The organism is Microbulbifer regidiadema (SeqCode), from assembly GCF_052467605.1.
In genome coordinates this window covers 2,280,638-2,301,847 of sequence record NZ_CP174316.1, presented here as the reverse complement: position 1 = coordinate 2,301,847, position 21,210 = coordinate 2,280,638, and the positions used below count along the sequence as shown (strand labels likewise).

The 21,210-nt window shown below is 51.5% G+C and carries 17 protein-coding genes; 4 read left to right on the top strand and 13 right to left on the bottom strand.

All coding sequences use genetic code 11. The features are described 5' to 3' along the window. Positions 1-152: 152 nt before the first annotated feature. Positions 153-248 carry a hypothetical protein gene (locus tag ACJJIF_RS10735; protein ID WP_444932208.1) on the bottom strand — a complete coding sequence of 32 codons (96 nt, stop codon included), beginning with the start codon at positions 246-248 and terminating at the stop codon, positions 153-155. A gap of 1,107 nt (positions 249-1,355) precedes the next feature. Here ACJJIF_RS10735 and ACJJIF_RS10730 point away from each other — a divergent pair. Beyond that, positions 1,356-1,613 (top strand): hypothetical protein, encoded by a 258-nt coding sequence (locus tag ACJJIF_RS10730; protein WP_444932207.1) that lies wholly within the window; start codon positions 1,356-1,358, stop codon positions 1,611-1,613. A gap of 60 nt (positions 1,614-1,673) precedes the next feature. Here ACJJIF_RS10730 and ACJJIF_RS10725 read toward each other — a convergent pair whose 3' ends face one another. Continuing rightward, positions 1,674-2,882 carry an FAD-dependent oxidoreductase gene (locus tag ACJJIF_RS10725; protein ID WP_444932206.1) on the bottom strand — a complete coding sequence of 403 codons (1,209 nt, stop codon included), beginning with the start codon at positions 2,880-2,882 and terminating at the stop codon, positions 1,674-1,676. Continuing rightward, complete coding sequence (locus ACJJIF_RS10720; RefSeq protein ID WP_444932205.1) at positions 2,866-3,558, bottom strand: glycerophosphodiester phosphodiesterase family protein; 693 nt, start codon at positions 3,556-3,558, stop codon at positions 2,866-2,868. The genes ACJJIF_RS10725 and ACJJIF_RS10720 overlap by 17 nt, the downstream gene beginning before the upstream one ends. 661 nt (positions 3,559-4,219) lie before the next feature. On the opposite strand from ACJJIF_RS10720, the gene ACJJIF_RS10715 reads away from it, so the two are divergent. After that, complete coding sequence (locus ACJJIF_RS10715) at positions 4,220-4,903, top strand: fimbrial biogenesis chaperone (protein ID WP_444932204.1); 684 nt, start codon at positions 4,220-4,222, stop codon at positions 4,901-4,903. Between the two features lie 110 nt (positions 4,904-5,013). On the opposite strand, the gene ACJJIF_RS10710 is transcribed toward ACJJIF_RS10715, so the two are convergent. From ACJJIF_RS10710 to ACJJIF_RS10680, 7 genes are all read right to left on the bottom strand, one after another. Then, on the bottom strand, positions 5,014-5,973 hold the full coding sequence (locus ACJJIF_RS10710; RefSeq protein WP_444932203.1) for a hypothetical protein: 960 nt from the start codon (positions 5,971-5,973) through the stop codon (positions 5,014-5,016). Continuing rightward, positions 5,966-8,467 carry a TcfC E-set like domain-containing protein gene (locus tag ACJJIF_RS10705; protein WP_444932202.1) on the bottom strand — a complete coding sequence of 834 codons (2,502 nt, stop codon included), beginning with the start codon at positions 8,465-8,467 and terminating at the stop codon, positions 5,966-5,968. Before ACJJIF_RS10705 ends, ACJJIF_RS10710 begins: the two co-directional genes overlap by 8 nt. 43 nt (positions 8,468-8,510) lie before the next feature. Next, a complete protein-coding gene (locus ACJJIF_RS10700; RefSeq protein WP_444932201.1) occupies positions 8,511-9,047 on the bottom strand; it encodes a hypothetical protein in 537 nt (178 codons plus the stop codon). A 341-nt stretch (positions 9,048-9,388) separates the two neighbouring features. Then, complete coding sequence (locus ACJJIF_RS10695) at positions 9,389-9,910, bottom strand: hypothetical protein (RefSeq protein ID WP_444932200.1); 522 nt, start codon at positions 9,908-9,910, stop codon at positions 9,389-9,391. A 352-nt stretch (positions 9,911-10,262) separates the two neighbouring features. After that, positions 10,263-11,192: a hypothetical protein gene (locus ACJJIF_RS10690; RefSeq protein WP_444932199.1), complete on the bottom strand. Its 930-nt coding sequence runs from the start codon at positions 11,190-11,192 to the stop codon at positions 10,263-10,265. Further along, the gene (locus ACJJIF_RS10685; protein WP_444932198.1) at positions 11,185-13,701 is read right to left on the bottom strand and encodes a TcfC E-set like domain-containing protein; all 2,517 of its coding nucleotides are present in this window, start codon (positions 13,699-13,701) and stop codon (positions 11,185-11,187) included. Before ACJJIF_RS10685 ends, ACJJIF_RS10690 begins: the two co-directional genes overlap by 8 nt. 35 nt (positions 13,702-13,736) lie before the next feature. Next, complete coding sequence (locus tag ACJJIF_RS10680; protein WP_444932197.1) at positions 13,737-14,258, bottom strand: hypothetical protein; 522 nt, start codon at positions 14,256-14,258, stop codon at positions 13,737-13,739. A gap of 400 nt (positions 14,259-14,658) precedes the next feature. Here ACJJIF_RS10680 and ACJJIF_RS10675 point away from each other — a divergent pair, with 400 nt between their 5' ends. Continuing rightward, entirely contained in the window at positions 14,659-15,339 is a 681-nt protein-coding gene (locus ACJJIF_RS10675; RefSeq protein WP_444932196.1) for a fimbrial biogenesis chaperone, read from the top strand. A 56-nt stretch (positions 15,340-15,395) separates the two neighbouring features. Here the strand turns inward: ACJJIF_RS10675 and ACJJIF_RS10670 are convergent, their stop codons facing one another. From ACJJIF_RS10670 to ACJJIF_RS10660, 3 genes are read right to left on the bottom strand one after another with little or no spacing between them, the layout of a single operon-like run. Then, positions 15,396-16,349, bottom strand: a complete 954-nt coding sequence (locus ACJJIF_RS10670) for a hypothetical protein (RefSeq protein ID WP_444932195.1) — start codon at positions 16,347-16,349, stop codon at positions 15,396-15,398. Further along, on the bottom strand, positions 16,336-18,861 hold the full coding sequence (locus ACJJIF_RS10665) for a TcfC E-set like domain-containing protein (protein ID WP_444932194.1): 2,526 nt from the start codon (positions 18,859-18,861) through the stop codon (positions 16,336-16,338). Before ACJJIF_RS10665 ends, ACJJIF_RS10670 begins: the two co-directional genes overlap by 14 nt. Positions 18,862-18,899: 38 nt before the next feature. After that, a complete protein-coding gene (locus tag ACJJIF_RS10660) occupies positions 18,900-19,436 on the bottom strand; it encodes a hypothetical protein (RefSeq protein WP_444932193.1) in 537 nt (178 codons plus the stop codon). A gap of 277 nt (positions 19,437-19,713) precedes the next feature. On the opposite strand from ACJJIF_RS10660, the gene gltX reads away from it, so the two are divergent. Further along, entirely contained in the window at positions 19,714-21,189 is a 1,476-nt protein-coding gene (gene gltX, locus ACJJIF_RS10655) for a glutamate--tRNA ligase (RefSeq protein WP_444932192.1), read from the top strand. Positions 21,190-21,210: the final 21 nt, after the last annotated feature.

Genomic DNA, 21,210 nt, shown 5'->3' with positions numbered 1-21,210 from the left:
ATGTAGCTGCCACTCCTTGGGTAGCTGTGTGTAAAGGCGAGCGCTTAAAGGTGGGAAGGGAATCTGCGCAAAGTGGTGCTGGTTCTCGGCCCCATACACCTCCGCCAGGGTGATCCCAATCGCTTCACACCAGGCTGGCAGCAGCTCTGCGGCTATCTTCTGGTTTCCTGTTTCCTGTTTCCTGTTTCCATTTTCGAAATTTGAGATGAAACAAGCCCCAGCTGTCTTGCTAGCTGTGCAACCGTCATCCTCTCCCGTTTCCGTGCGTTGCGCAGGCGCTCGCCTAGTGTTCCGGCCTCAAACATCGAGCCGCGTTATCAGCCCTCCCAAATGAAAATTCGACAATAGAAACTTTGCCGCATTTTACATTGCGAAAATCGAAATATTTCAGCATGAATGTTCACACACTATGAATTCGGTAGTAGCTTTTACTGGGTTGTCGCCAAATGCCAGTGCAGATAACTGGGCTTAGGTGGCATGGGTGCTACTTTAAAGTTTAGAGCGCCATAAGGGATTAGTAGTTTCAAGGAGTTGACGAGCATGCCTGTAAGAATGCAAATGGAGCAATTACAACGAGTCACACGCCTGTGTGCAGCCCTGGAGTGGGTCACGACTTGCCCAGACCTGGACACAAAAGACGCAGTATTGTAGCTGATAGGCGAGGAAGTGAGCGCCACTATCCAGGGGGTGATCTATGCGGTTGAGTCAAAAGGAGGTGGCGGCGCCGAGATGGCTTGAGCACATAAGTGCCTGTGAGGCCCAGGACTCACGCAGGCACTCATCTCTCATGGAGGATCACTAATACGCTGTAAAATATCAGATTTGTGGTCGAGACTGGTACACAAAAAAAATAGAACGAGCTAACCCATTGATTTTAGTTGATTTTTTTTAGTATAGGTCTAATCCAGTAGTGGTGCGGTACAGAAACGGTGGGTACTAAATTCGGACATAAATGGTGGCGCAAAATACTAATAAAAACAGAGTAGCTGCCATTATATGGGATGCCTGTGTCGATGTGCGGCTTTATTGTGAAACTTACGCCCCTACTCGGTATAGGTACCGGAGAAGCCGCTGTATGGACTTGGGTAGCGGAGGCTGAGTCTATTCGGTTGCGCCTGTAACGACTGCTGTAATGCGGATAGATATTCAGGGGCTATAAGCTGGAGCGGGGTGGTATTGATATCGGCAGGCGCTGGCTTGTGCTTATCGGTTGAAAAGTTGTCGTGATGGAATATCGAATGACTTCGCCTTTATACTGAGCCTCTGAGTTTAAAAGTTTCCAGCGTTTTAATTAGCTGCTTATTTTGGGTTTGCAGAGGTGCCTTAACAATACAGACGGATAAAAGGAATTTAGCATGATTAAGTTAATCGGTATGGGTGCTGTGGTATTAGTTTTGGGGGGCTGTACTTCATTGATGGAAGAAACTGTTTCCAAGAGGGCTCCCTTTGATTTGAATTGTGATGCGGACTCAATCACCATTCAGCAACTGGGGGGCAGAACCTATGGGGTTTCTGGCTGTGATAAGCGTGCTACCTACGTGTTGCAAGGGCCCTGTACCGCTCCGGGCAGCCGCTGTTTAGCCGTAATGAATTCCAGTGTGGATGATGATTAATCGCGATCTCTGGGGGGCAGTTTTTCTCACCCTCAGCCTTTCTAGCTTCGGAATAATAATTTAGATATTGCGCTCGCGTTCAGAGGAGCTACTTGCGGTTTTTGAAGCTTGCGTATTGGGTAAAATAGGCGGTTGCGCACACAGGGTGGGTTCAAGTTTGCTGAGTAATTTGCGCGCAGTGGCGCGATAGCTTGTTAACTTTCCACCAGCCACCGCCAGAATTCTCGGTTGTTTATTATTGTCGCTGCAAATAATCGTTTCCCGGGAGCGTGCAAAAGGACTTTTGGCCATCTCGGGAAGTACCCGCAGCCCGGAATAACTCTCACAAATATCTTCCTCGCTGAGTCGCCGTGCCTGAGAAAAATACTTCTGCACTGTCTGTAGGAGGTAGCTCTCCTCCTCTGGGGTAGGGGTGACATCCCGGGGATCAGCAAAATAGGGGCGCTCAGTAGTGCCAACCAGTGTTTTATCTCGCCATGGCATAATAAAAACGGCGCGGCCGTCATCGGCCTCCACATAATAGATTTTATCGCCGAGAGACAGGGGCAATAAAATATGGGTGCCGGCGACTAAATCGAACGGAGGCAGGGCGAGCGGCGGTGTACAGCGAGCATTGGTGTTGGCCACCCAGGGGCCGCTGCAATTGATCAGCGCCCGGGTGCGCAATGTATTGAGCTTGCCGTTAGCGACATAGTCTACGCGGACCCCATCGCCGGTCACCTCTGCGCCGACCAAGCTACCGGGGCAGATAAGCTGCGCCCCGTGGGTAATCGCTGAGGCAACGACATTCCGGGTTAAGGCGGCATCATCGGTCTGTGCATCGTTATAGCGGAAAATCTCCAGCAGGCCCTCCCTCTGCAAACCTGGCAGGCTATCCCACTGGGATGGGGGCACTTTGCGAAAGTAAGAGTCGGTATTGCTCAGCCCAGACAGCAGGCTGTACAGGCTCAGCCCCAGGCGGACTACCCAGGCCGACCTTTTACTGTGCTGGTAGACAGGGATATAAAAGGGGACCATGCGCACAAGTTCAGGCTTGTTCTCCAGCAGCCACTTTCTCTCCCGCAAACACTCGTAGACCAGGCGGAACTGGCCGCTCTCCAGGTAGCGCAAGCCGCCGTGAATAAGTTTGGACGAGCGGGAGGAGGTGGCGGCGGCGATACCCAGCTGTTCGAGTATGACCACTGAATAGTGATTTGAGGCCAGGGCTTCGGCGGCACCGGCTCCCTGTATACCGGCGCCGACCACTAAGACATCAAAATCCGTAGACATCGCTTGCTTCCCGGGAGCGCATCAGCAGCGGTAAATTTCCGGTGAGAATGTGGTGGGCGCCGCGCTTGCGCCAGAGAACCGCCTCTTCTGTGGTGTTAATCTCATAGACAACCCACTGCCAGGGCCCCGGAGGTAGTTCGTCACACTCGACATGGCTGTCGCGAATCAATAGATACTCCGGTGCCGAAGTGACGATATCGGCAGACAGGCAGCGGGAGACACTGTTGATCTCCAGGGCAATCCGGTGCCAGCCTATATTGCGTGCAGCCCGGAGGCTGCGGCAGTCCGTGGAGAGCAGTGCGAAAGACTCATTCTCATTGCGCATCAATTCCATCAGCTTTTTTACCGCCGGTATAAAACCCAGCGGGGCAATATTGGCCGGGGAGATGCCGACAAACCAATCCAGGTGGCGGTGACAGCTGGCCCAGTCTACCAGTTCGATAAAGCGGTTGAGTGACTGGTGGTGCAGCTGCGAGTCCAGTAGAGAGTGGAAGACCTGGGGCTGGTCGCTGTCGGAGATAGGCAGACTGTCCTCGTGAAAGCACCAGGGAGTGCCGTCAGCGCTGAAGCGGATGTCGCACTGAATGGCGCAAGCCCCCAGATTATGGGCCGCCTCAAAAGCGGCAATCGTATTCTCCGGTTGGCGGGTCTTATCGCCGCGATGTGCAATTAGCATGAGAGTCTGGTCCGAAAAACGGGTGTTATTGTCGTCTGGGATTTGGCGCAATTTGGCCTTTGCTCCAGAGATGAGCCGGACTTAAGCGGGAGCCGGGTCATACAGGAAAAATAGACGGTGCCGCCGCTGTTGCAAGGTCTGCGGGGGCGAAATATGCCCCCCCTGTTAGGTTATCGAACTAAAATTAAATCGGATGACCCATTTGTAGTCTGTGCAGAAGTTGTCTCTCTGCGCTGTAAGAGGTAGGGCCCGTCTGTGTGTAGATTAAAGCTGGCTGTAGTATCGCTTGCCTTGATTTGTGCCTCTCTGCTGGTAGAGCCCGTCTCTGCCGCAGGTAGCTCTCAATCTGCAACCGCGCAGATCATGTTAATTTTTCCGCCCAATATCGCCTGGCAGCAGAGAGAGGTAGATAATTCACGGGCACTTTGTTTGCGGAATATGCCGGCTGAACATATTAGTATTTCGCTAACGGCGCCGGGGGTACAGCGCACGATTTCTCTGGACAATAGCCGGTGTCTGTCAGAGCGGCAGCTAAAGGGGTACTCGCGCTTGATAATTAGGGCAGAATAACTATCTTGCTCATGACTACCGGTATCAGATCCCGGTAAAATAGCCCGGCACAGAACCCATGATAAGAACATTTAAGGTCAGCTAGTTTCCAATGAAAAAGCCATTTTTATTACTCGTACTACTACTTGCCCAACCGGTTATGGCTTCGATGTCTGTAGATAAGATTCTCCTGTATTTACAGGATGGTCCCAGCGCGAGGGACGATGTGGTTGTCAGCAACCCAGATGAAGAAACCCTATATGTGCAGACAGAAATATTTCGCGTTGATAACCCCGGGCGGGATAATGAAAAGAGAGTAAGGGTGATTAACCCCGAAGAGTTTAAACTCCTGGTCAGCCCCGCCAAGGCAGTTTTAGCTCCCGGTGAAAGAAAGCGCTTTCGCGTGATGGCGCTGGATCGTGATCTGGAGGAGGAAAAAGTTTACCGGGTCACTTTTAAGCCGGTCGTTGGCGATATACAGACGGAGCAGACTGCGCTAAAAATCCTCGTGGCCTATCAGGCACTGGTGTTTGTACAGCCTGAAGGCGGGGCCTACCAAGTGGATTTGATTGCAGAGGGGGACTCTTACCGCCTCTCAAATAGCGGCAATATTAATGTAGAAGTTGTTGAAGTACGCCACTGTATTAGCGAGGACGAGTGTGAAAAACTCGACACTGCAGGTCGACTCTATGCGGGTACCAGTATCGATGTTGCAGGTAAGCCGCACAGTGGTGAGCTGGAGGTGCTATTGCGCGGCAAGCGGAGCCAGCGGGTTCGCTTTCCGCTCGATGGATAACTTTACTTAGCTCGGGAAGCCTCCGCATAACTCCCTGATGCCTCTGTTGCACAGAGTATCTAAGCATGTGTAGCTAGTTGCGACGGGTTGTTAATCTCTATTGGCGGGGGCTACTGCCCGGTCACGGTGACGGTGAGCACATCTGTATAGTAGGAACTCTTAGCTCCCTCCCAAACCCCTCCGGGAATAGTAACCATAATCCTGGCGTTGTCTATTGCACAGTGGCCAGACAGGCTTTCTGTGAGAGTACCTAGGGCAATCCCATTACTTAATGTTTTTGCCCCGCTTGTTTGGCTCATATCATCGGTAAATGATACGGCATAGGGGAGGTTTTCAACGGGGCTGCTCAACAGGAACATAGAGGCTCTCTGCGCCGTTCGCGCCAGGCTATTGCGGCTAGATAAACTTACCTGATAGCTGCTAAAGCCAATACCTTGAACGCAGAAATCTTCATACCCAGTTATATCCTGCCCGGGGGGAAAGTTAGAGCCATTGATATAAATATTGCCCAGATTGTTAATGGAAATACTGGGCTCCACCTCCAGCGCAATGGTAAAGTCGACGGTGTGTGAGTCTATTGGCGTTGCATTCATATACTGCACAAGCTCCATTTGAAAGCTGCCACGGTAATTTGTCGATAAAATCTCTGTCGAGGAATTGACGCTAATATTAAGTTTGCTGTTTAGGTCACTGAGGCTGCCCGAGAGTTGATCGCTTGTTTTATTGGGGAGCAACGGCGTTGAATAATGGTTCCGATAAGAGAGTGACAGGTCTATATCAAGCGGCTCTCCGCTATCGGAATACAGGCGAAAGTGGCTGCCGGTTGCTGGAGTCACCTTAAGAGTAAAGGGCTGGGCCTGGTTGGCGTTGTTGCTGAGCAAAGTAAAGCTGATATATTTTCTTACGGTTTCATAGCGAATGCTGTGTTCGCCATAGAGATTGCAGGTGCGCAGGTTGCTATCACCGGTGCAGCTGGCGTGGGCAAGAGAGGCTGGTAGTATAACTGGTATTGCAATCTGTACTGTCCAAAATAAAAGGTGTAATAGAGAGGCTTTGTTAGGGTTATTCATCGTGTTTGCTCAGGCTAAAGGCGGGTAGGCAGTAGTCGTCGGATTGTTGAAGTGTGCCCAAGTTGATCCAGTTTGCCCCGGAATCCTCCACTTGTAGATTGATAGTGCAAGTGAGCCATTTAACTTCCAGTTGGGTAGAATCCTGAATATCTATCGGGACCTCCAGTTGAAAAACGCCATATTGATCCGTGCTTACCTGGTAATTGTTAATACTGACTAAAGTGTCTGGCAGCCCATTTCCGTAGGAGGTTAATCGGCCCATAATCACGTATAACGGCTGGATATTGTATGAAGCTTCAGCAATATTGCCGGGGTATAGGGTTATAGCGTGGCTTTTTTCCCGGTACTGAAAAAAGCCGTCATCCAGTGGTCGCAGAGAGACATCATAGCTGTTAAAGGCCGGTAGATTGACCACCGATAGGCCGCCACCCTTCGCGTAACCGTGGCGTGAACCGTTGACAAGTACTTCGAAGGTTTTATTGTCGCTGCCATCGATATCGACAATAATGGCACTTTCCAGTGCTCGCTCCCCACCCCATGCAAATTGTTTCCCCGTAGTCATAAGACTGGTGTTAAAACTGCCCAGATAGTTGCTGACGCGCTGGTTATTCTCATCGCTCAGGCTGATAGCGGTATCAATAAATCCCTGGCGGCCGGACAGGCGAGAGTGGCTCTCCAGGCGATAACCGTGTTTATGGGTTTCCGCACCGAAGGATTGCTCCACTTCCATGGCCCATATATCGCGGTCATGCCAGCGGCTATCAAAAGTAATTCTGTGGGGGTCCCCGTCTGGGGTGTTGCCGTATTCAGACTGGAGGCTGGCGGTGTGTTGCCAGTGATTGCTGCGGTGTCTAAATTGAAACTCAATACTTGAGTAGTCTTCGTGATCGGAGCGGTTATAGGAGAAGGTCAGGTTCCCCAGCCAGTTATCCCCCTTGAGAATTGCGCGTTGAAAGGAAAGAGTGCTGAGCTTATTTCTGCTGTCGTCGAAGCTGCTCGCGCCTGGCAAGGTAAATCTATCTCTCTCACTATATCTGAGCGCAAGGCTTCCGCCCCAGAGTTGCGTTTGCAGGCTAAAGTTCCGCTGTGAAAAGCCGTTGTTTAATATTGAGTAATTTTCATCACTGTAGACAGGGTCGCTGTTATCCAGTTGGACACTAGAGGCGCTTACAGTGAACCAGGAGGTTTCGAGCAGCGCTTCCAGCCGATAGCCTTTGCGCCCCTTGCCGTCGAGCATAAGGTTGGGGGATAGCTCCAACAGTGAGCTAACCCAGCGCCCGCCAAGTTCAAATACCTGCTCGCTCTCAGAGGCAGACACAGACGAGAATAGAGCGATATTATCGGAAATTCTGCGGCCTAAATAGGCCTGCAGGAAACCTTCGTTATGGTAGTCGGGTAAGCCTCGATAGGGCGTTACCTTGGTGGGCATACCCGCTAAAAAGCCCCAGTGCCACTCCCCGGGTGCGGGCAGGTAATAATCCTTAGCGAAGAATTCGATAAATGTGCCGAGAGGTCTGCCGGACTCATCGAATGTGCGAATCTCGATTTCATAGGCCCCGCTGGGCAGGTTTGAGGTATTAAGGACACGGTTTCCGGCATCCAGTAAATCAGTATAGATCAAGCGATTTTCACGATAGACCTCAATGCGCCCCCGCACCGGCATATTCACCTCAATAAGCGCCCCCTGCCGGTGGGACAGGTCGGTGCGGGTTCTGTGGGAGTTGCGAAATTCGAAGCCAAAGAGGGATTTTGCCGGGGTGAAGTAGCCAAAATTACCGCTGGGTTGAAAGAGACCGGCGGAGTAGGTTTTACCGCGAAAATCCCTGGACCAGTGCAGGTTGCTGACTTGATAGCCCTGTTCATCCAGGTAGTGCCACTGGCTGCGCAGGGCGTGCTCGCCGAAACCGATAATCGTATTTCCGTTTAAGGTGGCACTGTAGTTACTGCCATGAGTTTGCGAGTCGACGCCAGACCAGGTGGCGCTGAGATTTTGTATTAGGGAGGCCCCGCTGCTGGAAGCGGGCAAAAAAGGGCTGGCAATGGCCTGCTGCTGCGGCAGTAGCTCAGGGGCAAAGAAGATATCCAGGCGATACAGATCGCTATCGTAGATAACGGCGAAATCTTCAGGCACTAGATAGCCGCAATCTATTTGCGTTAAGTTTTGGCAGACTCGATGTGCATTTTTATCCTGAGGTTTTTGCAGCAGTTGTGCAATCAGTGTGGGGTTTGTTGATTGGGGCAGTAAATCAAATACTGCTGTGGGGCTGTTAAAGGTAATATAGGTTGGGTGTACGGTAATTGGCGTCGTACCAATTTTCTGACCGCCATAGTATAGATCCGCCAAAATGAATTGCGGTTTGCTGAGATCTTCGAAACCCTTGGGGATTCCCGTTTCAATTATCGGGTTGGCTTTTGATTCTGCAATACCCCCTAAAGAAATCACTAACATTGCGCAGAAGGCAAAAACAACCCGGTTGGTTATTTTTGTTGTCATAGGGCGCCTGGTAGGCGACTGGTTTCCAGCCGCCAAATTGAGGTTATTCAGAAGTTACCGTAATTAACAGTGTGTCGGCATAGCCGCTACCGCTCTGAGTGGTCGAATTCTCCCAGTCTGCATTGGCAATAGTAATTTCGAAGCGGGCATTGTCGGAAGAGCAGTCTGAGGCTACCCCATTTAGAGTTTGTCCTGTCATAGCGATGCCCTCGGAAGCTGTGGTAAAGGAGCCGACGAGACTGTTATCAAAACCTACAGTATAGTCTACCGTATTAGTGCCGTTGGTAAGTTCAAATACGGTGTCATTGTTAGTGTCATTACTTTCGAAAGTGATCTCGAAAGTGGAAAAGCCGACCCCGGAAATACAAAAAGGTTCAATTGAGGTGGCGTTTGTTCCCGTTGAGGGGTCGGTAATAGTGACATTGCCCACATTCATCACACTAACGGATTCTGTAAAGTTTAGGGTTATATCCGAGCTGCCTGTGTCGGTGACCTGGGCAAGTATTTCCGGGGATATAATAAAGGCGAAACAGCTTATTGCGCCGCCGAGGAGGGCTCGACGGAAACTCTTAGTGCTCATACAAACTTGTCCTTACTTTGAAAAGGCATCGTTATTTTGGCTGCCTTTTGTGAGTCCATTAAACTTATTTGTTGCCGAATTGCTGCTTGGCCACGCAAGGGTAGTTGTTAAATTTTGCTTGCTTGAGGGTTTAAATGCATAGGTTTTTCCGAAGATATCTTGGGTGTCTTTTTATGGGATTATTTGGAGAGTGTATATGCCAGGAGCAAGACTTATAAGAAGTATAAGTATAGGTGAATTTGTGCTGTTTTCTTCTGTGTGCGATACCTGGAGTGCGATTGAGCGACTGATGGCGATAATTTTTACAGTAGATTAATTACAGCAGATAATGCGGTTGATTTTTATTCTGAGGCCACCGTGATTAACAGCGTGTCATAGTAGGGGCCGGCATTGGTGATAGTTGGGTTGTTCCAGACTAGGTTTGGTATTGTGATCGAAAAGCGCGCATTATTGTTGGTGCAGTCTTGTGCATTAATGGAGTTACCACTTAAGGTGACGGTTGATATTACGGGGGTAAAGCTGCCGGTTAAGCTGTTGGCAAAGGCTACATCGTAGGGAATGCTGATATTGCCGTCTGTTAACATAAATATAGGGTCAGAATTCCCGTCATTGCTTTCGAAAGTAATGCTAAATGTATTGAATCCATCCCCGGAAATACAAAAGGGATCTATGCCCACGGCATCCTGCCCGGGGGTGGGATCCGCTATAACTAGATTGTCAACCTCACTGAGGTTGATGTTGACGATGGTGCTAAATGTCAGTGTAATCTGGCTATTGGCGCTATCAGTCTCGGCTGTGGCGCTGTTGGCGGCGAGAAGTGTGCTGATAAAGAGGAGCGAGGCGCGAAAAATACAACTATCCATAGTACTTCTTCCATATGCCGCACAATACTAAAACATTGGCTTAGAAACTAAGAGGGCATCACTTCCTGGTGTGGAGCCATTTCTGATCGCTTAAATAAATATTAGAGGTTTGCGCGGTTAATAAAATAGGTATTTTGTTTTGGTTTTTTATGTTGAGATATTTTTCTCAGACAATCCCGGTGAGTATTCCCGCTTGCAGGGGGCAAGGGTGGGGCAAAGGTAGGTTAAATGGGGCTTTAAAACCCTGGGCGATTACCCGTGTATTTATCTCTAAGAATCCCGCGCTATTGTACTGAGGGTATCGCAAGGCAGAGAAGCCTGCCTTGCGATAATTGATTACTTGATCGTCGGGTTATTGTGCCGCAACGGTAATCGTCAAAATATCGGTATATTTTGCCTCGCTCGCCGTTCGCCACTCACTGGAAGGCACATTGATGGTGAGGTGCGCGTTATCACTGCCACACTCGGGAGGGGAGGTTAGCTCAAAGTTGGCTGAAATTTTTCCTGAGGCATCTGGAGAACTGCCAGAATAACTTAAAAGATTATCGCTAAATACCACTGAGTAAGCGAGGCTGTCTTCGCTGCCTTTTAAGCGAAAGTCACCACTGCCGCCATTGCTGCTGGATAGACTTATTTGATATTGGCTAAATCCTTTCCCACCGATACAGAAATCTTCACTGGCAGATAGCGCCTGCTCAGCGGTAGTTCCATCTTTAATAAGCGCTATATCACCGAGATTTTGGATGGTGATTTCCGGCTCGACCGAGAGAACAATCGAAAACTCAGTGGTGTAAGAAATTCCTGGGCTGGTGCTGGGTTGAATAACGGTTAAACTAAAATTCCCGGTATAGAGACTGGAACTAAAGACCCGATTTGCATCCAGCTCAATAATAAGGTCTGCATCGGTAACATTTCTGGAGCGACTAAATTCGCCAAGGTACTGGTCTGGCTGCAAGCGGTGAATTTCTTCCCCTATTTTAAGCGAGACCTTTATCTCGATCCTCTCTCCCTCACTGGACTGGAGCTGGAAACTCCCCCCTGCATCCGTAGCGAGTCTCACACCAAATGGGCGCGGGCTGCCGCCATAAGTACTTTGAATGGAGAAAGGGATGTTTTGGCTGCTGGCCACAGGGGCAATTGTGTGGCTGCCCTGGAGGTCACAGACATCAATGGCATTCAGATTGATCAAGCAGGCCGCTTTGCTCGCGGCTGAGCATAAACTGAAGACTAGCGCGATCAGTACCAGGGACAAAGTCTGACCGTGATTGAGAGATTTAAGCATCGAGTTCCCCGCTAGATACACGGGTTTGGCAGTGGGCTTGCTCTTGCTCAATAGTGCCGAGATTGAGCCAATCTTCGCTGGAGGGTTTGAGAGCTAATGTCATTAAGCAGTTACCCCATTTGATCTCCAGGTTGCTTTGCGAATTTCGCTCCAGACTGATATCCAGCTGAAAAATGCCATATTCATCCGTTTTGGTTTTGTTGCCAGCAACAGAGAGTGGTGTGTCTTTGATACCGTGGCCATTGTGGATAAGTCTCCCGGTGGTAACGATAACCGGGGTGATGGCGTAATCTGCAATAACAACATTGCCCGGATACAGCGTGTATTGCTGATTCTTCTCGCGAAAATCGTAGAAGCCGGCTCCCAGGGGCTTTAGCGCAATATCGTAGGTGTTGAAAGCGGGCAGGTTGATCAGTGAACTTTCACCGCCGATAGCGTATCCCTGCCGATTACCATTGACCAGAACTGCAAATTTTTCCTCTTCACTGCCTTCGATATCTATAATCACAGCGCTATTGCGCGAGGTTTCCCCGCCCCATGAAAATTGATTCTGTGTAAATACAAAGCTGGAGCCAAAGCTGGCGAGATAGTTGAGAGAATTACCCGTCTCTCGATCGCTATAGCTTACCGCGCTATTGAGCTGCCCACTGCTTGCAGAGAAGCGGGTACGACTTTCAAGGTATTGCTCATCAGTACTGGATTCGGCACTGAACTGCTGCTCAAATACCGGTGCCCAGAGGTCCAAGTCATTCCACTTGGTTTGTAGCGCTAGTTGGTGGTTGCGACTGTTCGTTGCGCTGTAGTCGCTGCGCAATGAGGCGTTGCTCTGCCAGCGGTGGTTGCGCAGGTAAAAGCGAAAGCCGAGGCTGGTAAAGCCGACACCGTCAGCCTCACTATGACTGAGGGTGGCGTTGCCCAGCCAGCGCCCGCTGGAAAGAAAAGTGCGCTGATACTCTATGGTTGTAAGGTTGTTGGCGCTCCAGTAGTCATACTCTTCCGCAACCTCACTGTCGCTATCGAGGCTGCTCCAGCGCTTATTACTGTGTCGTACAGAAAACTGTCCGCCGAGTAACTGGGTTTGTAAATTGATCGTGCGCTGTTGAAATCCCGATCGCAGAAGCTGTAACTCGTCGGTAGTGTAGGCGTCAGATAGCGCATCATCCATATGTGCCTGGGAGGCACTAATCGTAAAGCGCTTGGCTTTTATAAGCGCCTGCCAGCGATAGCCCCGGCGCCCATCGGAGGAGGCGATATAGCTAGGAGTGAATTCCCAATAGCGGCCTACCCAGCGCCCAGCCAGCTCAGTGACCTGTTGATTATTGCTTAACGCAATAGAAGACGTTATGCCAAGGTTTGGGGATATTCTGCGGGTGACACTGCCCTGCGCCATGGGCTCAGAATAGTACTCTGGTATACTGCTATCACTGTAGAGCTCTACAGGCATACCGATTTGCATATCCCACTGCCATTCCTCTGGGGCCGTTAACTGGGAGTCTTTTACAAAGAACTCCACCGATCGGGAAATTTGCCGACCACTTTGGTCTAGTGTCCGTATTTCGATTTCGTAGGCACCGGACGGCAATGTCGTCGTGTTAACGAGTTTATTGCCCGCTTCCATTAATTCGCTGTGCAGTAACCTGCCGGCACGGTAGATTTCAACTCTGCCGCGCAGAGGCATATTGACTTCAACTGGAGAGGCCTGCTGGTAGTCGATATCTGTGCGGGTGCGCTGTGAGCTGCGGTATTCAAAACCGTAGAAACTATTTTGTGGCCGAAAGTAGCTAAAGCCGGTCTGCGGCTGTATAAGACCGGCAGAGACGGCTCTCCCGCGAAAATCCCTGCTCCAGTATAGGGATGAGAGTTTATTGTCGCTGTTATTGGTTAAGTACCAACTTGAATAAATACCATTTTCCCCTGCACTGACTATCGTATTTCCACTTAAAGCCGCGTTATAGCCATTAAGCGCATCACTGTTTTGGCTGCCGGAAAGGGTTCCACTGAAGTTTTGTACAACCGAGAAGCGACTGCTGGATTGGGGCAGGAATTTTTCTACAGATGCCGCTTCAACAGAAAGTAAATCTGGGGAAAAGAATACATCTACCCGGTAATTCTCTTCATCGTAAATAACAGAGATATCTTTGGGGGTTAGAAATCCACAGCCTTCCTGTGAGTTCATACGGCAAATGGAACCTGCATGCCGCACAAAGGGACGCTTTATTCGCTCTGTTACCAGGGCGTCATCCTTTGTGGCCGGTAAAATAGCGAGCACTTCCTCTAAATTGGCAAACTGGATAGTGTTGATATCAGCGTTAATGGTTACGGCACCTATACGGCGGCTGCCATAATACAGGTCTACCAGTACCGCATGGGGTGCGGCGATATCAGCAAACCCGGCGGGTTCTGCGGTTTCAAGAAAAAGGGCGGCAGCACTGGCCTTGGTTTGCGTAATTAACAGGCAGAGAATAAGTGCCAAGGCTGGCGAGGTGGTTGTACGGGATAACTTTGTCATAGGAAGTGTGGCCGGGAAGCCCGGCCACTATTGAATTACTCGCTGGCAACGGTAATAAGCAGGGTGTCGGTATAGTGGGTGCCGTTGGTTACGGCTTGGTTTTCCCAATCCACATTCGCGATATTGATTTCAAAGCGCGCGTTGTCGTGGTTGTCAGCACAGGTAATAGCGTTGCGGGTATTGCCTGTCAGAGGGGTACCCTCTTCAGCGCCGGTAAAGCTACCCAGCAGGCTGTTATCGAAACCTACGCTGTAAGGTACTTCAACACCCTGGCCATCGTGCAAGGTGAATTTATCGTCGTTGTTACCGTCGTTACTTTCAAAAGTGACACTGTAGGTAGAAAAACCCATGCCGGCGACACAGAAGTTTTCGATACCGCGAAGATCCGCACCCAGTTCTTGATTTTTGATAGCCACATCTTCAACGGATTCAATCTCGATTACAGGCGTGAACTCCAGGCTGATTTTGCTGCTGGCGCTGTCAGTGGCAGCAAAAGAAGTCGCGGATGCTGAAATAATTGCAGCAGAGAGAACCGCTTTGCACAAAACGTTTTTCATTATTTGGTCTCCAATATTGATAGTGACTACGGAGTGCGGAATTGTTTTTTAGGATTGTTGGTCAGTTCCGTAGTGGTGTGGATATTACAAGACGATTTATTTTTTTCACGATGTTTTTTTGCGTATTTGTGCTATTGGCATCTAATGCTAAGCAACTTTTATCTTTCTGACCAAAATATATTTTTTATCTTTTTTATTGTTGGCTTTTGATCCCATTGGTTGCTTTTGTATTAAATATATTGCTTATGCTTATATTTTGGCTGTGAATGTTTTTATATGTTTGGTCTCGTTGTTTGCCTGTGTTTTGTCTTGTGGTGACGGGCAGCTTAATCGTAAGAAAATTTTAGTTAAGCTATTTCTATCGCCCCTGTGGCATGCGTTTTCGAATTGAGATTTTGTAATGAAAAGACTGCTTCTAGGCTTGTTATTTCTCGTGGAGCCGGCATTTGCAGCGATGAGCCTGGATAAAGTTATTGTCTATCTTGATGATAAGCCCAGCTCGCGAGACGATATTGTGGTCGTGAACCCGGATCAACAGAATCTCTATCTCAAGACTGAAGTTTTCCGGGTTGACAACCCGGGTAGAGTGAATGAAAGCCGGGTTCGGGTTCTCAACCCGGATGAGTTCAAGCTTTTGGTCAGCCCAGCAAAAGCCGTGCTTGCGCCGGGGGAAAAGCGTCGTTTCCGTTTGGTTGCCCTGGATAGGGATCTCAAGCAGGAACAAGTTTACCGGGTGACCTTTAAGCCTGTTGTCGGTGAGGTCAAGTCAGACCAGACTGCGTTAAAGATTCTAATTGCCTATCAAGCGCTGGTATTTGTACAGCCGCTCGATGGGCACTACCAGGTAGAACTTATCGAGAAAGAAGGGGTTCACCAGCTGATAAATAGCGGCAATATCAATGTAGAGCTGGTCGAGGTTCAATACTGCCCCACTGAGGGGGAGTGCCAGGCGTTATCACAGGTGGGGCGTCTGTATGCCGGCACCAGTATAAAACTCCCCAAGCGCTACCCCGGGGGCGAACTTAAAGTCTTACTGCGCGGTCAGCAGAGTGAGAGAATACGCCTGCCTATTGACGGCTGATATGGGTATGACTGTCCGCGCGGTGCTATAAAGGCCGTTTATTACGCTTGCCAAAATTATTGGCTGCTGACGGTCACTGTCAGTATATCGGTATAAAAAGGCTCCCCGGCATTCTCCCAGTCAGAGGGGGCAATAGAAATATAAATCCGGGCGTTATCAGAAAGGCAGCTTTCATCTGCGCCCCGACTGAAACTGGCGGGGATATCCCCTAGGCTGTCCGGTGATAGGCCCGACGTCGCGGCCAGGTTGTCAGAGAAGGCAACACTGTAGGGGATTTGCTCGCTGTTTCCCCCCAGGGTATAGGCACTGCTGCCAGCGCCGCCGGTACTGCCATTGGCACTGGATAGGTTGACGGTATAGCCACTAAATCCGATACCGCCAATGCAAAAATCTTCACGGCCCTCAATAGCCTGGCCAAACACTATGCCGCTGTTGCTGAGGTCAATATCGCCGAGGTTGCGGATTGCGATACTGGGCTCCACTTCCAGTACGATATCAAATTGAACCGTTTCGCTGCTGGCGCCCCAGACAAGAAAATAATTATTCAGTGTCATCTCAAAGCTGGCGGAGTAGCGGCTGGAGGAGGGGACCTGGCTGCTGTCGAGCTCGATGATTAAATAGGTATCGGCGTCGTCACTGGTTCCGGCAAAGGTGGTGGACTGAGTGGCTGGGCTGAGTGTTGCGGTACTGCCATTGTTTGCCTGGAAGGCAATATCAATAGCCAGCTGCTCGCCACTGTCTGCAAAAAGAGAAAAAGTAGAACCGGCGAGCGGTGTCACTTCTACATCGTAGCGCAGGCTCCAGCTGCCAAGGCGGCTGCGGGTAGTAAACTGAATTTCTTTCGGCTCTGATTCATAATCTAACGTGTGGGAGGCCTCCAGGCCGCAAACCCGCAAATCGTCATTGCTTGAGCAGTTAACCTGGGCCTGTAACGGCATATTAGTCAGAAGGAGCAGCAGCCCGGCGCCGAGGCCAAAACCGTTGCAGGGGAAATTCTTAATGCTGGACACTGGTTACCTCCGCGCCCTGTTCGACTTGGCAGTTTGCCTCGGACTCTTCTATGGTGCCCAGGTTGAGCCAGCTATCGCCAGAGGACGAGATTTTGGCGGAAGCGGTGCAATTGCCCCAACGGACTTGGGTATGCGCGAAAGCACTTTGCTCACTGCGAAATTCCAACTGGAAAACACCGTAGCGATCGGTTTTGACCGATTGCCCTGCGATCGTAATTTCTGTATCTGCCAGCCCCTGGCCAAAGCTGGTCAGCCGCCCCAGCAGCAGAATTTGCGGCAATATCTGGTAGCTGGCGGAGCCCACATTGCCGGGATACAAGGTGATGGTTTCCGAGGTTTCGCGGTAATCGAAAAAGCCCTGCTCCAGCGGTCTTAGGGACAGGTCGTAACTGTGGAAGGCCGGCAGATTAATCACCGATGCGCTGCCGCCCTTGGCGTAACCTCGGCGGCCGCCATTCACCAAAACCTCGAAGTCTTTCCCCTCACTGCCTTCGATATCCACAATTACGGCGCTCTGTAAGCTCTGCTCGCCGCCCCAGGCGAAGCTATTTGGGGTCGCAATCAAGTTGCTGCTGAAACCACCGAGATAGTTGAGCGCACGCCCCTCGCCACTATCGTAAAGCCCCACCGCTGCATTGACATACCCGTAATGCCCGGCCAGGTGTGTGCGGCTTTCCAGGTAGTGGGCTTCTGAGGATTTCTCTATAGACAGTTGCTGTTCAAATTCTGCGGCCCACAGATCGCGATCGTACCAGTGGCTTTGCAGGGCGAATCGCTCGCCGCCATCGCTAGCGTTTTGCTCACCGCTATCGCTGTAGAGGTGGGCGGTGTGCTGCCAGTGTTTGGAGCGCATGCGGAATTGAATTTCCAGGCGAGTGTATTGTTCGCCATCGGCATCGCTGTGGGATAGCGTAGCGCTGCCGAGCCAGTGCGCACTCTTAAAAATAGGGTGTTGGAACTCCAGGGTTTTTAACCGCTGGGCCCCGTTCAGGGAGCTGCTGCTGTCAATAGCGCCGGGAATCAGGCTCTGGAGTTGGTCCCGCTCGCTGAACCTCAGCGACAGCTGCCCGCCCAACACCGTGGTGCGCAAACTCAAACTGGTTTGCGCGTAGCTGCCAGGTAGCAATGAATAGGCATCACTGTTGAAGGGGCTTGTGTCGGCATCCAGCTGGGTTTTAATCCCGCTGAGGGTGGCGTAGGGCATTTTTAGCAGTGCCTGTAATCGGTAGCCGCTGCGCCCATCATCGGAGGTCACCAAGCTTGGGGATATCTCCAGGTGCTCTCCAATCCAGCGCCCACCCACTTCAAACCACTGTTGCTTTTCGGCGGCGGTAGCGGCAGCAAAAAGGCCGAGTCCCGTGCTTAAGCGGCGCGCGACAGAGGCGCTCACAATCCCTTCGCGATAGTGCTCCGGTAGTGCGCTATCGCTAAAGTTGTGGGTGGGTAGACCCGCCTGGAAGCTCCAGAACCACTCTCCGGGGGCGGGTAGTAACGAATCCTTGGCAAAGAACTCGATATGCCGGCTCAGTATCCGCCCCGCCTCATCGTAAGTGCGCACCTCGATATCGTAGGCGCCATGGGGCAGGGTGGAGGTGTTTAACAGGCGGTTACCGGCCTCCAGCAGTTCGGTGTGGACAAGTCGCTCGTCCCGGTATATTTCAACCCTGCCGCGCACGGGCATATTAATTTCAACCGGCGCGCCCTGTTGGTGGCGGATATCGGTGCGCGTGCGCTGGGAGGTGTGCAGTTCCAGCCCGTAAAAGGCTTCCTGTGGGCGGAAATAGCCAAAGCCTCCCTGGGGCTGCAAGAGTCCAACTGAGTAGGCGCGCCCGCGAAAATCCCGGCTCCAGTACAGATTGTTGATCTGGCTGCGCTGCTCTGTGGCTAGCGACCACTGTGAGTGCAGAGCGCTCTCAGCAAAACTGACAATGGTGTTACCGCTTAGTGCGGCGGTATAGCTATCGGGGCCCCAATCACTTTCAACACCGCTCCAGGAGCCGTTCAGGTTTTGCACCACGGAAAACTGGGAACTCGCTTCGGGTAAATAGGGATCATCGATGGCCGCCTGCTGCGGCAACAGGGTTTGCGAGAAAAAAAGATCGAGCCGGTAGTGCTGCTCATCGTAAATAACAGCAAACTCAGAGGGCATTAAATAGCCACAGCCAATTTGCCGGTTCGAGCGGCATACATAGCGACTGTTTTTTTCCAGGGGCCGTTTGAGCGCGGTGAGAATTCGCTCTCTATCCTGAATATCGGGTAGCAGCTGCAATACTGTAGACGGGGAGTTAAAGCGAATAAAACGCGGATCTACGGTGACTTGCGCAGCGCCGATTTCCCGGCCGCCGTAGTAGAGATCCACTACGAGCTGCTGGGGTTTGGTGAGATCGTCAAACCCTTCAGGAGCAGCGGTTTCCAGTAGGAAAGTGGCTGCGGTTGCGGCAGAGGCATCAATACTGTGGCCCTGCACTAGACACAAGGCCAGTGCAAGGCGCTTCAGGTAACGTCCTGTCATTGTAAATTATAGTTGGCAGGGACGGTTGCCCTTCCCCCTTATTCGGAGGCGACAGTGATCGTCAGGATATCGGAGTAGCTGGTGCCATTTAGCACGCTTGAGGTTTCCCAGTCGCTGTTGGCCACTGTAATTTGGAAGCGGGCATTATCGCTGGAACCGCAGGAGGCAATATTTCGAGATTGGCCCGCCAGCGCATCCCCTGCCACAACCGTGGTAAAAGTGCCTGAGGTGCTGTTATCAAAACCAACGCTGTAGGGGATATGGTTGGTGCCGTCATCGGTCAGGCTAAACTCAGAATCATTATTAGTGTCGTTACTTTCAAAAGTAATGCTGTAGGTGGAGAAGCCCAGACCGCCCACACAGAAGTCTTCAATGCCGACGGCATCAGTACCCAGAGCGGGATCAGCAATGGCGACGTTGTCGACACGGGTGATTTCGATCGAGGGTGTGAAGGACAGAGTGATCTCACTGCTTTCAGAAGCGGTGACACTTTCGGCGATTGAGCCTGCGGAAATGCTGAAAAGCGTGCCCGCTGCAATAGCGGAAAACAGCGTGCGAACTGCGTTTTTTTGCATGGTATTGCCATCCTGAGCGATCAATTTATCGTTCTTGGGAGAGAGCTGCTGGCAGAAACCCCGACAAAATTCCGGGTAATGCGTTAGTCGAGCTATCTCTTGTTTATGGCGGCAATAATACTTTTTTCGTGACATATGTCACGTAATTAAACGGTAAGAAACCGGTTGTGGCGCGCAAATGTTCTTATTGGAGGGAAAACCCCGCCTGTGCCCGGGGCCCGGCCAGCGCTATAATCCTGCGGTTTAACCAGTCCTTCATTTATCAATCAGGTTTATCATGACCGTAAGAACCCGAATAGCACCGTCTCCAACCGGTGATCCCCACGTTGGTACTGCCTATATTGCCCTCTTCAACCAGTGCTTTGCCCGCGCGCAAGGCGGCCAGTTTGTATTGCGCATTGAAGATACCGACCAGCAGCGCAGTACCCCGGAGTCGGAAAAGGCCATTCTCGACAGCCTGCGCTGGCTCGGACTGGACTGGCAGGAAGGGCCGGATGTCGGAGGCCCCCACGGCCCCTACCGCCAGAGTGAGCGCGGCGATATCTACAAAGCGCACTGCGATGAACTGGTACAAAAAGGGCACGCCTTCCACTGCTACCGCACTGCCGAAGAGCTGGACCAGTTGCGTGAAGAGCTGCGCGAAGCCGGGCGCACTTCACTGAAGCCCAGTGACCTGGCGCTGCCGGAAGAGGAAGTCGAGAAGCGCCGCGCTGCCGGAGCGCCCTATGTAGTGCGTATGAACGTGCCCGAGACCGGTACCTGTGTGGTGGAAGACCTGCTGCGCGGCACCATCGAGATTGACTGGGCCCAGGTAGACGCGCAAATTCTGCTCAAGTCTGACGGTATGCCCACCTACCACCTGGCGAATGTGGTGGATGATCACCTGATGGAGATCACCCATGTACTGCGCGGTGAGGAGTGGATCAACTCTGCACCCAAGCACCAGTTGCTGTACGAATACTTCGGCTGGGATATGCCGGTGCTCTGCCACCTGCCGCTGCTGCGCAACCCGGATAAGACCAAGCTGTCCAAGCGCAAAAACCCCACCTCTATCCTCTATTACCAGCGCGCCGGTTTTATGTCGGAAGCCCTGCTGAATTACCTGGGGCGCATGGGTTGGTCTATGCCTGACGAGCGCGAGAAGTTCTCCCTGGAAGAAATGCTGGCGCACTTCGATATCCAGCGCGTTTCTCTCGGCGGCCCGGTATTCGATGTGGAGAAGTTGTCCTGGCTGAACGGCCTGTGGATTCGCGAGCTGGAAAACGAGCAGCTGGCCGACCGTCTCACCGAGTGGATGTTTAATCGCGACAATCTACTCAAGGTTCTTCCCCAGGCGAAAGAGCGCATGGAGACCTTTGGTGACTTTGCCCCGCTGGTCAGTTTCCTCGCCTCCGGCAAGCTGCCCCTGAGCGAAGAGAGCTTCAGCGGCAACAAGCTGCCCCTGGATGACCAGAAGAAGTTGCTCCAGTTTGCCCTGTGGCGCCTGGAAGCCCTGCGCAGCTGGGATAAGGACAGCATCTTCCAAGCGGTGAAGGCCCTGGCCACAGCGATGGAGATCAAGCTGAAAGACTTCAACGCCCCGCTGTTTGTCGCCATCAGTGGCACCACCGCCTCCTTCTCGGTAATGGAAGCTATGGTACTGCTGGGCCCCGATCTCAGCCGCGCGCGCCTGCGTCAGGCAATCGAGGTACTTGGCGGCGCCGGGAAGAAGGTGCTGAAGCGCTGGGAGAAAGAGTACGCCGGACTCGAATAGGTCCGATTCGCGCATAGAGAT

Excerpts from the sequence above, each read along its gene's own strand:
- ACJJIF_RS10715 (WP_444932204.1), top strand. The coding sequence starts at position 4,220 with ATGAAAAAGCCATTTTTATTACTCGTACTACTACTTGCCCAACCGGTT.
- ACJJIF_RS10700 (WP_444932201.1), bottom strand. The coding sequence starts at position 9,047 with ATGAGCACTAAGAGTTTCCGTCGAGCCCTCCTCGGCGGCGCAATAAGC.
- ACJJIF_RS10690 (WP_444932199.1), bottom strand. The coding sequence starts at position 11,192 with ATGCTTAAATCTCTCAATCACGGTCAGACTTTGTCCCTGGTACTGATC.
- ACJJIF_RS10735 (WP_444932208.1), bottom strand. The coding sequence starts at position 248 with ATGACGGTTGCACAGCTAGCAAGACAGCTGGGGCTTGTTTCATCTCAA.
- ACJJIF_RS10660 (WP_444932193.1), bottom strand. The coding sequence starts at position 19,436 with ATGCAAAAAAACGCAGTTCGCACGCTGTTTTCCGCTATTGCAGCGGGC.
- ACJJIF_RS10665 (WP_444932194.1), bottom strand. The coding sequence starts at position 18,861 with ATGACAGGACGTTACCTGAAGCGCCTTGCACTGGCCTTGTGTCTAGTG.
- ACJJIF_RS10720 (WP_444932205.1), bottom strand. The coding sequence starts at position 3,558 with ATGCTAATTGCACATCGCGGCGATAAGACCCGCCAACCGGAGAATACG.
- ACJJIF_RS10675 (WP_444932196.1), top strand. The coding sequence starts at position 14,659 with ATGAAAAGACTGCTTCTAGGCTTGTTATTTCTCGTGGAGCCGGCATTT.
- ACJJIF_RS10695 (WP_444932200.1), bottom strand. The coding sequence starts at position 9,910 with ATGGATAGTTGTATTTTTCGCGCCTCGCTCCTCTTTATCAGCACACTT.
- ACJJIF_RS10685 (WP_444932198.1), bottom strand. The coding sequence starts at position 13,701 with ATGACAAAGTTATCCCGTACAACCACCTCGCCAGCCTTGGCACTTATT.
- gltX (WP_444932192.1), top strand. The coding sequence starts at position 19,714 with ATGACCGTAAGAACCCGAATAGCACCGTCTCCAACCGGTGATCCCCAC.
- ACJJIF_RS10680 (WP_444932197.1), bottom strand. The coding sequence starts at position 14,258 with ATGAAAAACGTTTTGTGCAAAGCGGTTCTCTCTGCTGCAATTATTTCA.
- ACJJIF_RS10730 (WP_444932207.1), top strand. The coding sequence starts at position 1,356 with ATGATTAAGTTAATCGGTATGGGTGCTGTGGTATTAGTTTTGGGGGGC.
- ACJJIF_RS10710 (WP_444932203.1), bottom strand. The coding sequence starts at position 5,973 with ATGAATAACCCTAACAAAGCCTCTCTATTACACCTTTTATTTTGGACA.
- ACJJIF_RS10725 (WP_444932206.1), bottom strand. The coding sequence starts at position 2,882 with ATGTCTACGGATTTTGATGTCTTAGTGGTCGGCGCCGGTATACAGGGA.
- ACJJIF_RS10705 (WP_444932202.1), bottom strand. The coding sequence starts at position 8,467 with ATGACAACAAAAATAACCAACCGGGTTGTTTTTGCCTTCTGCGCAATG.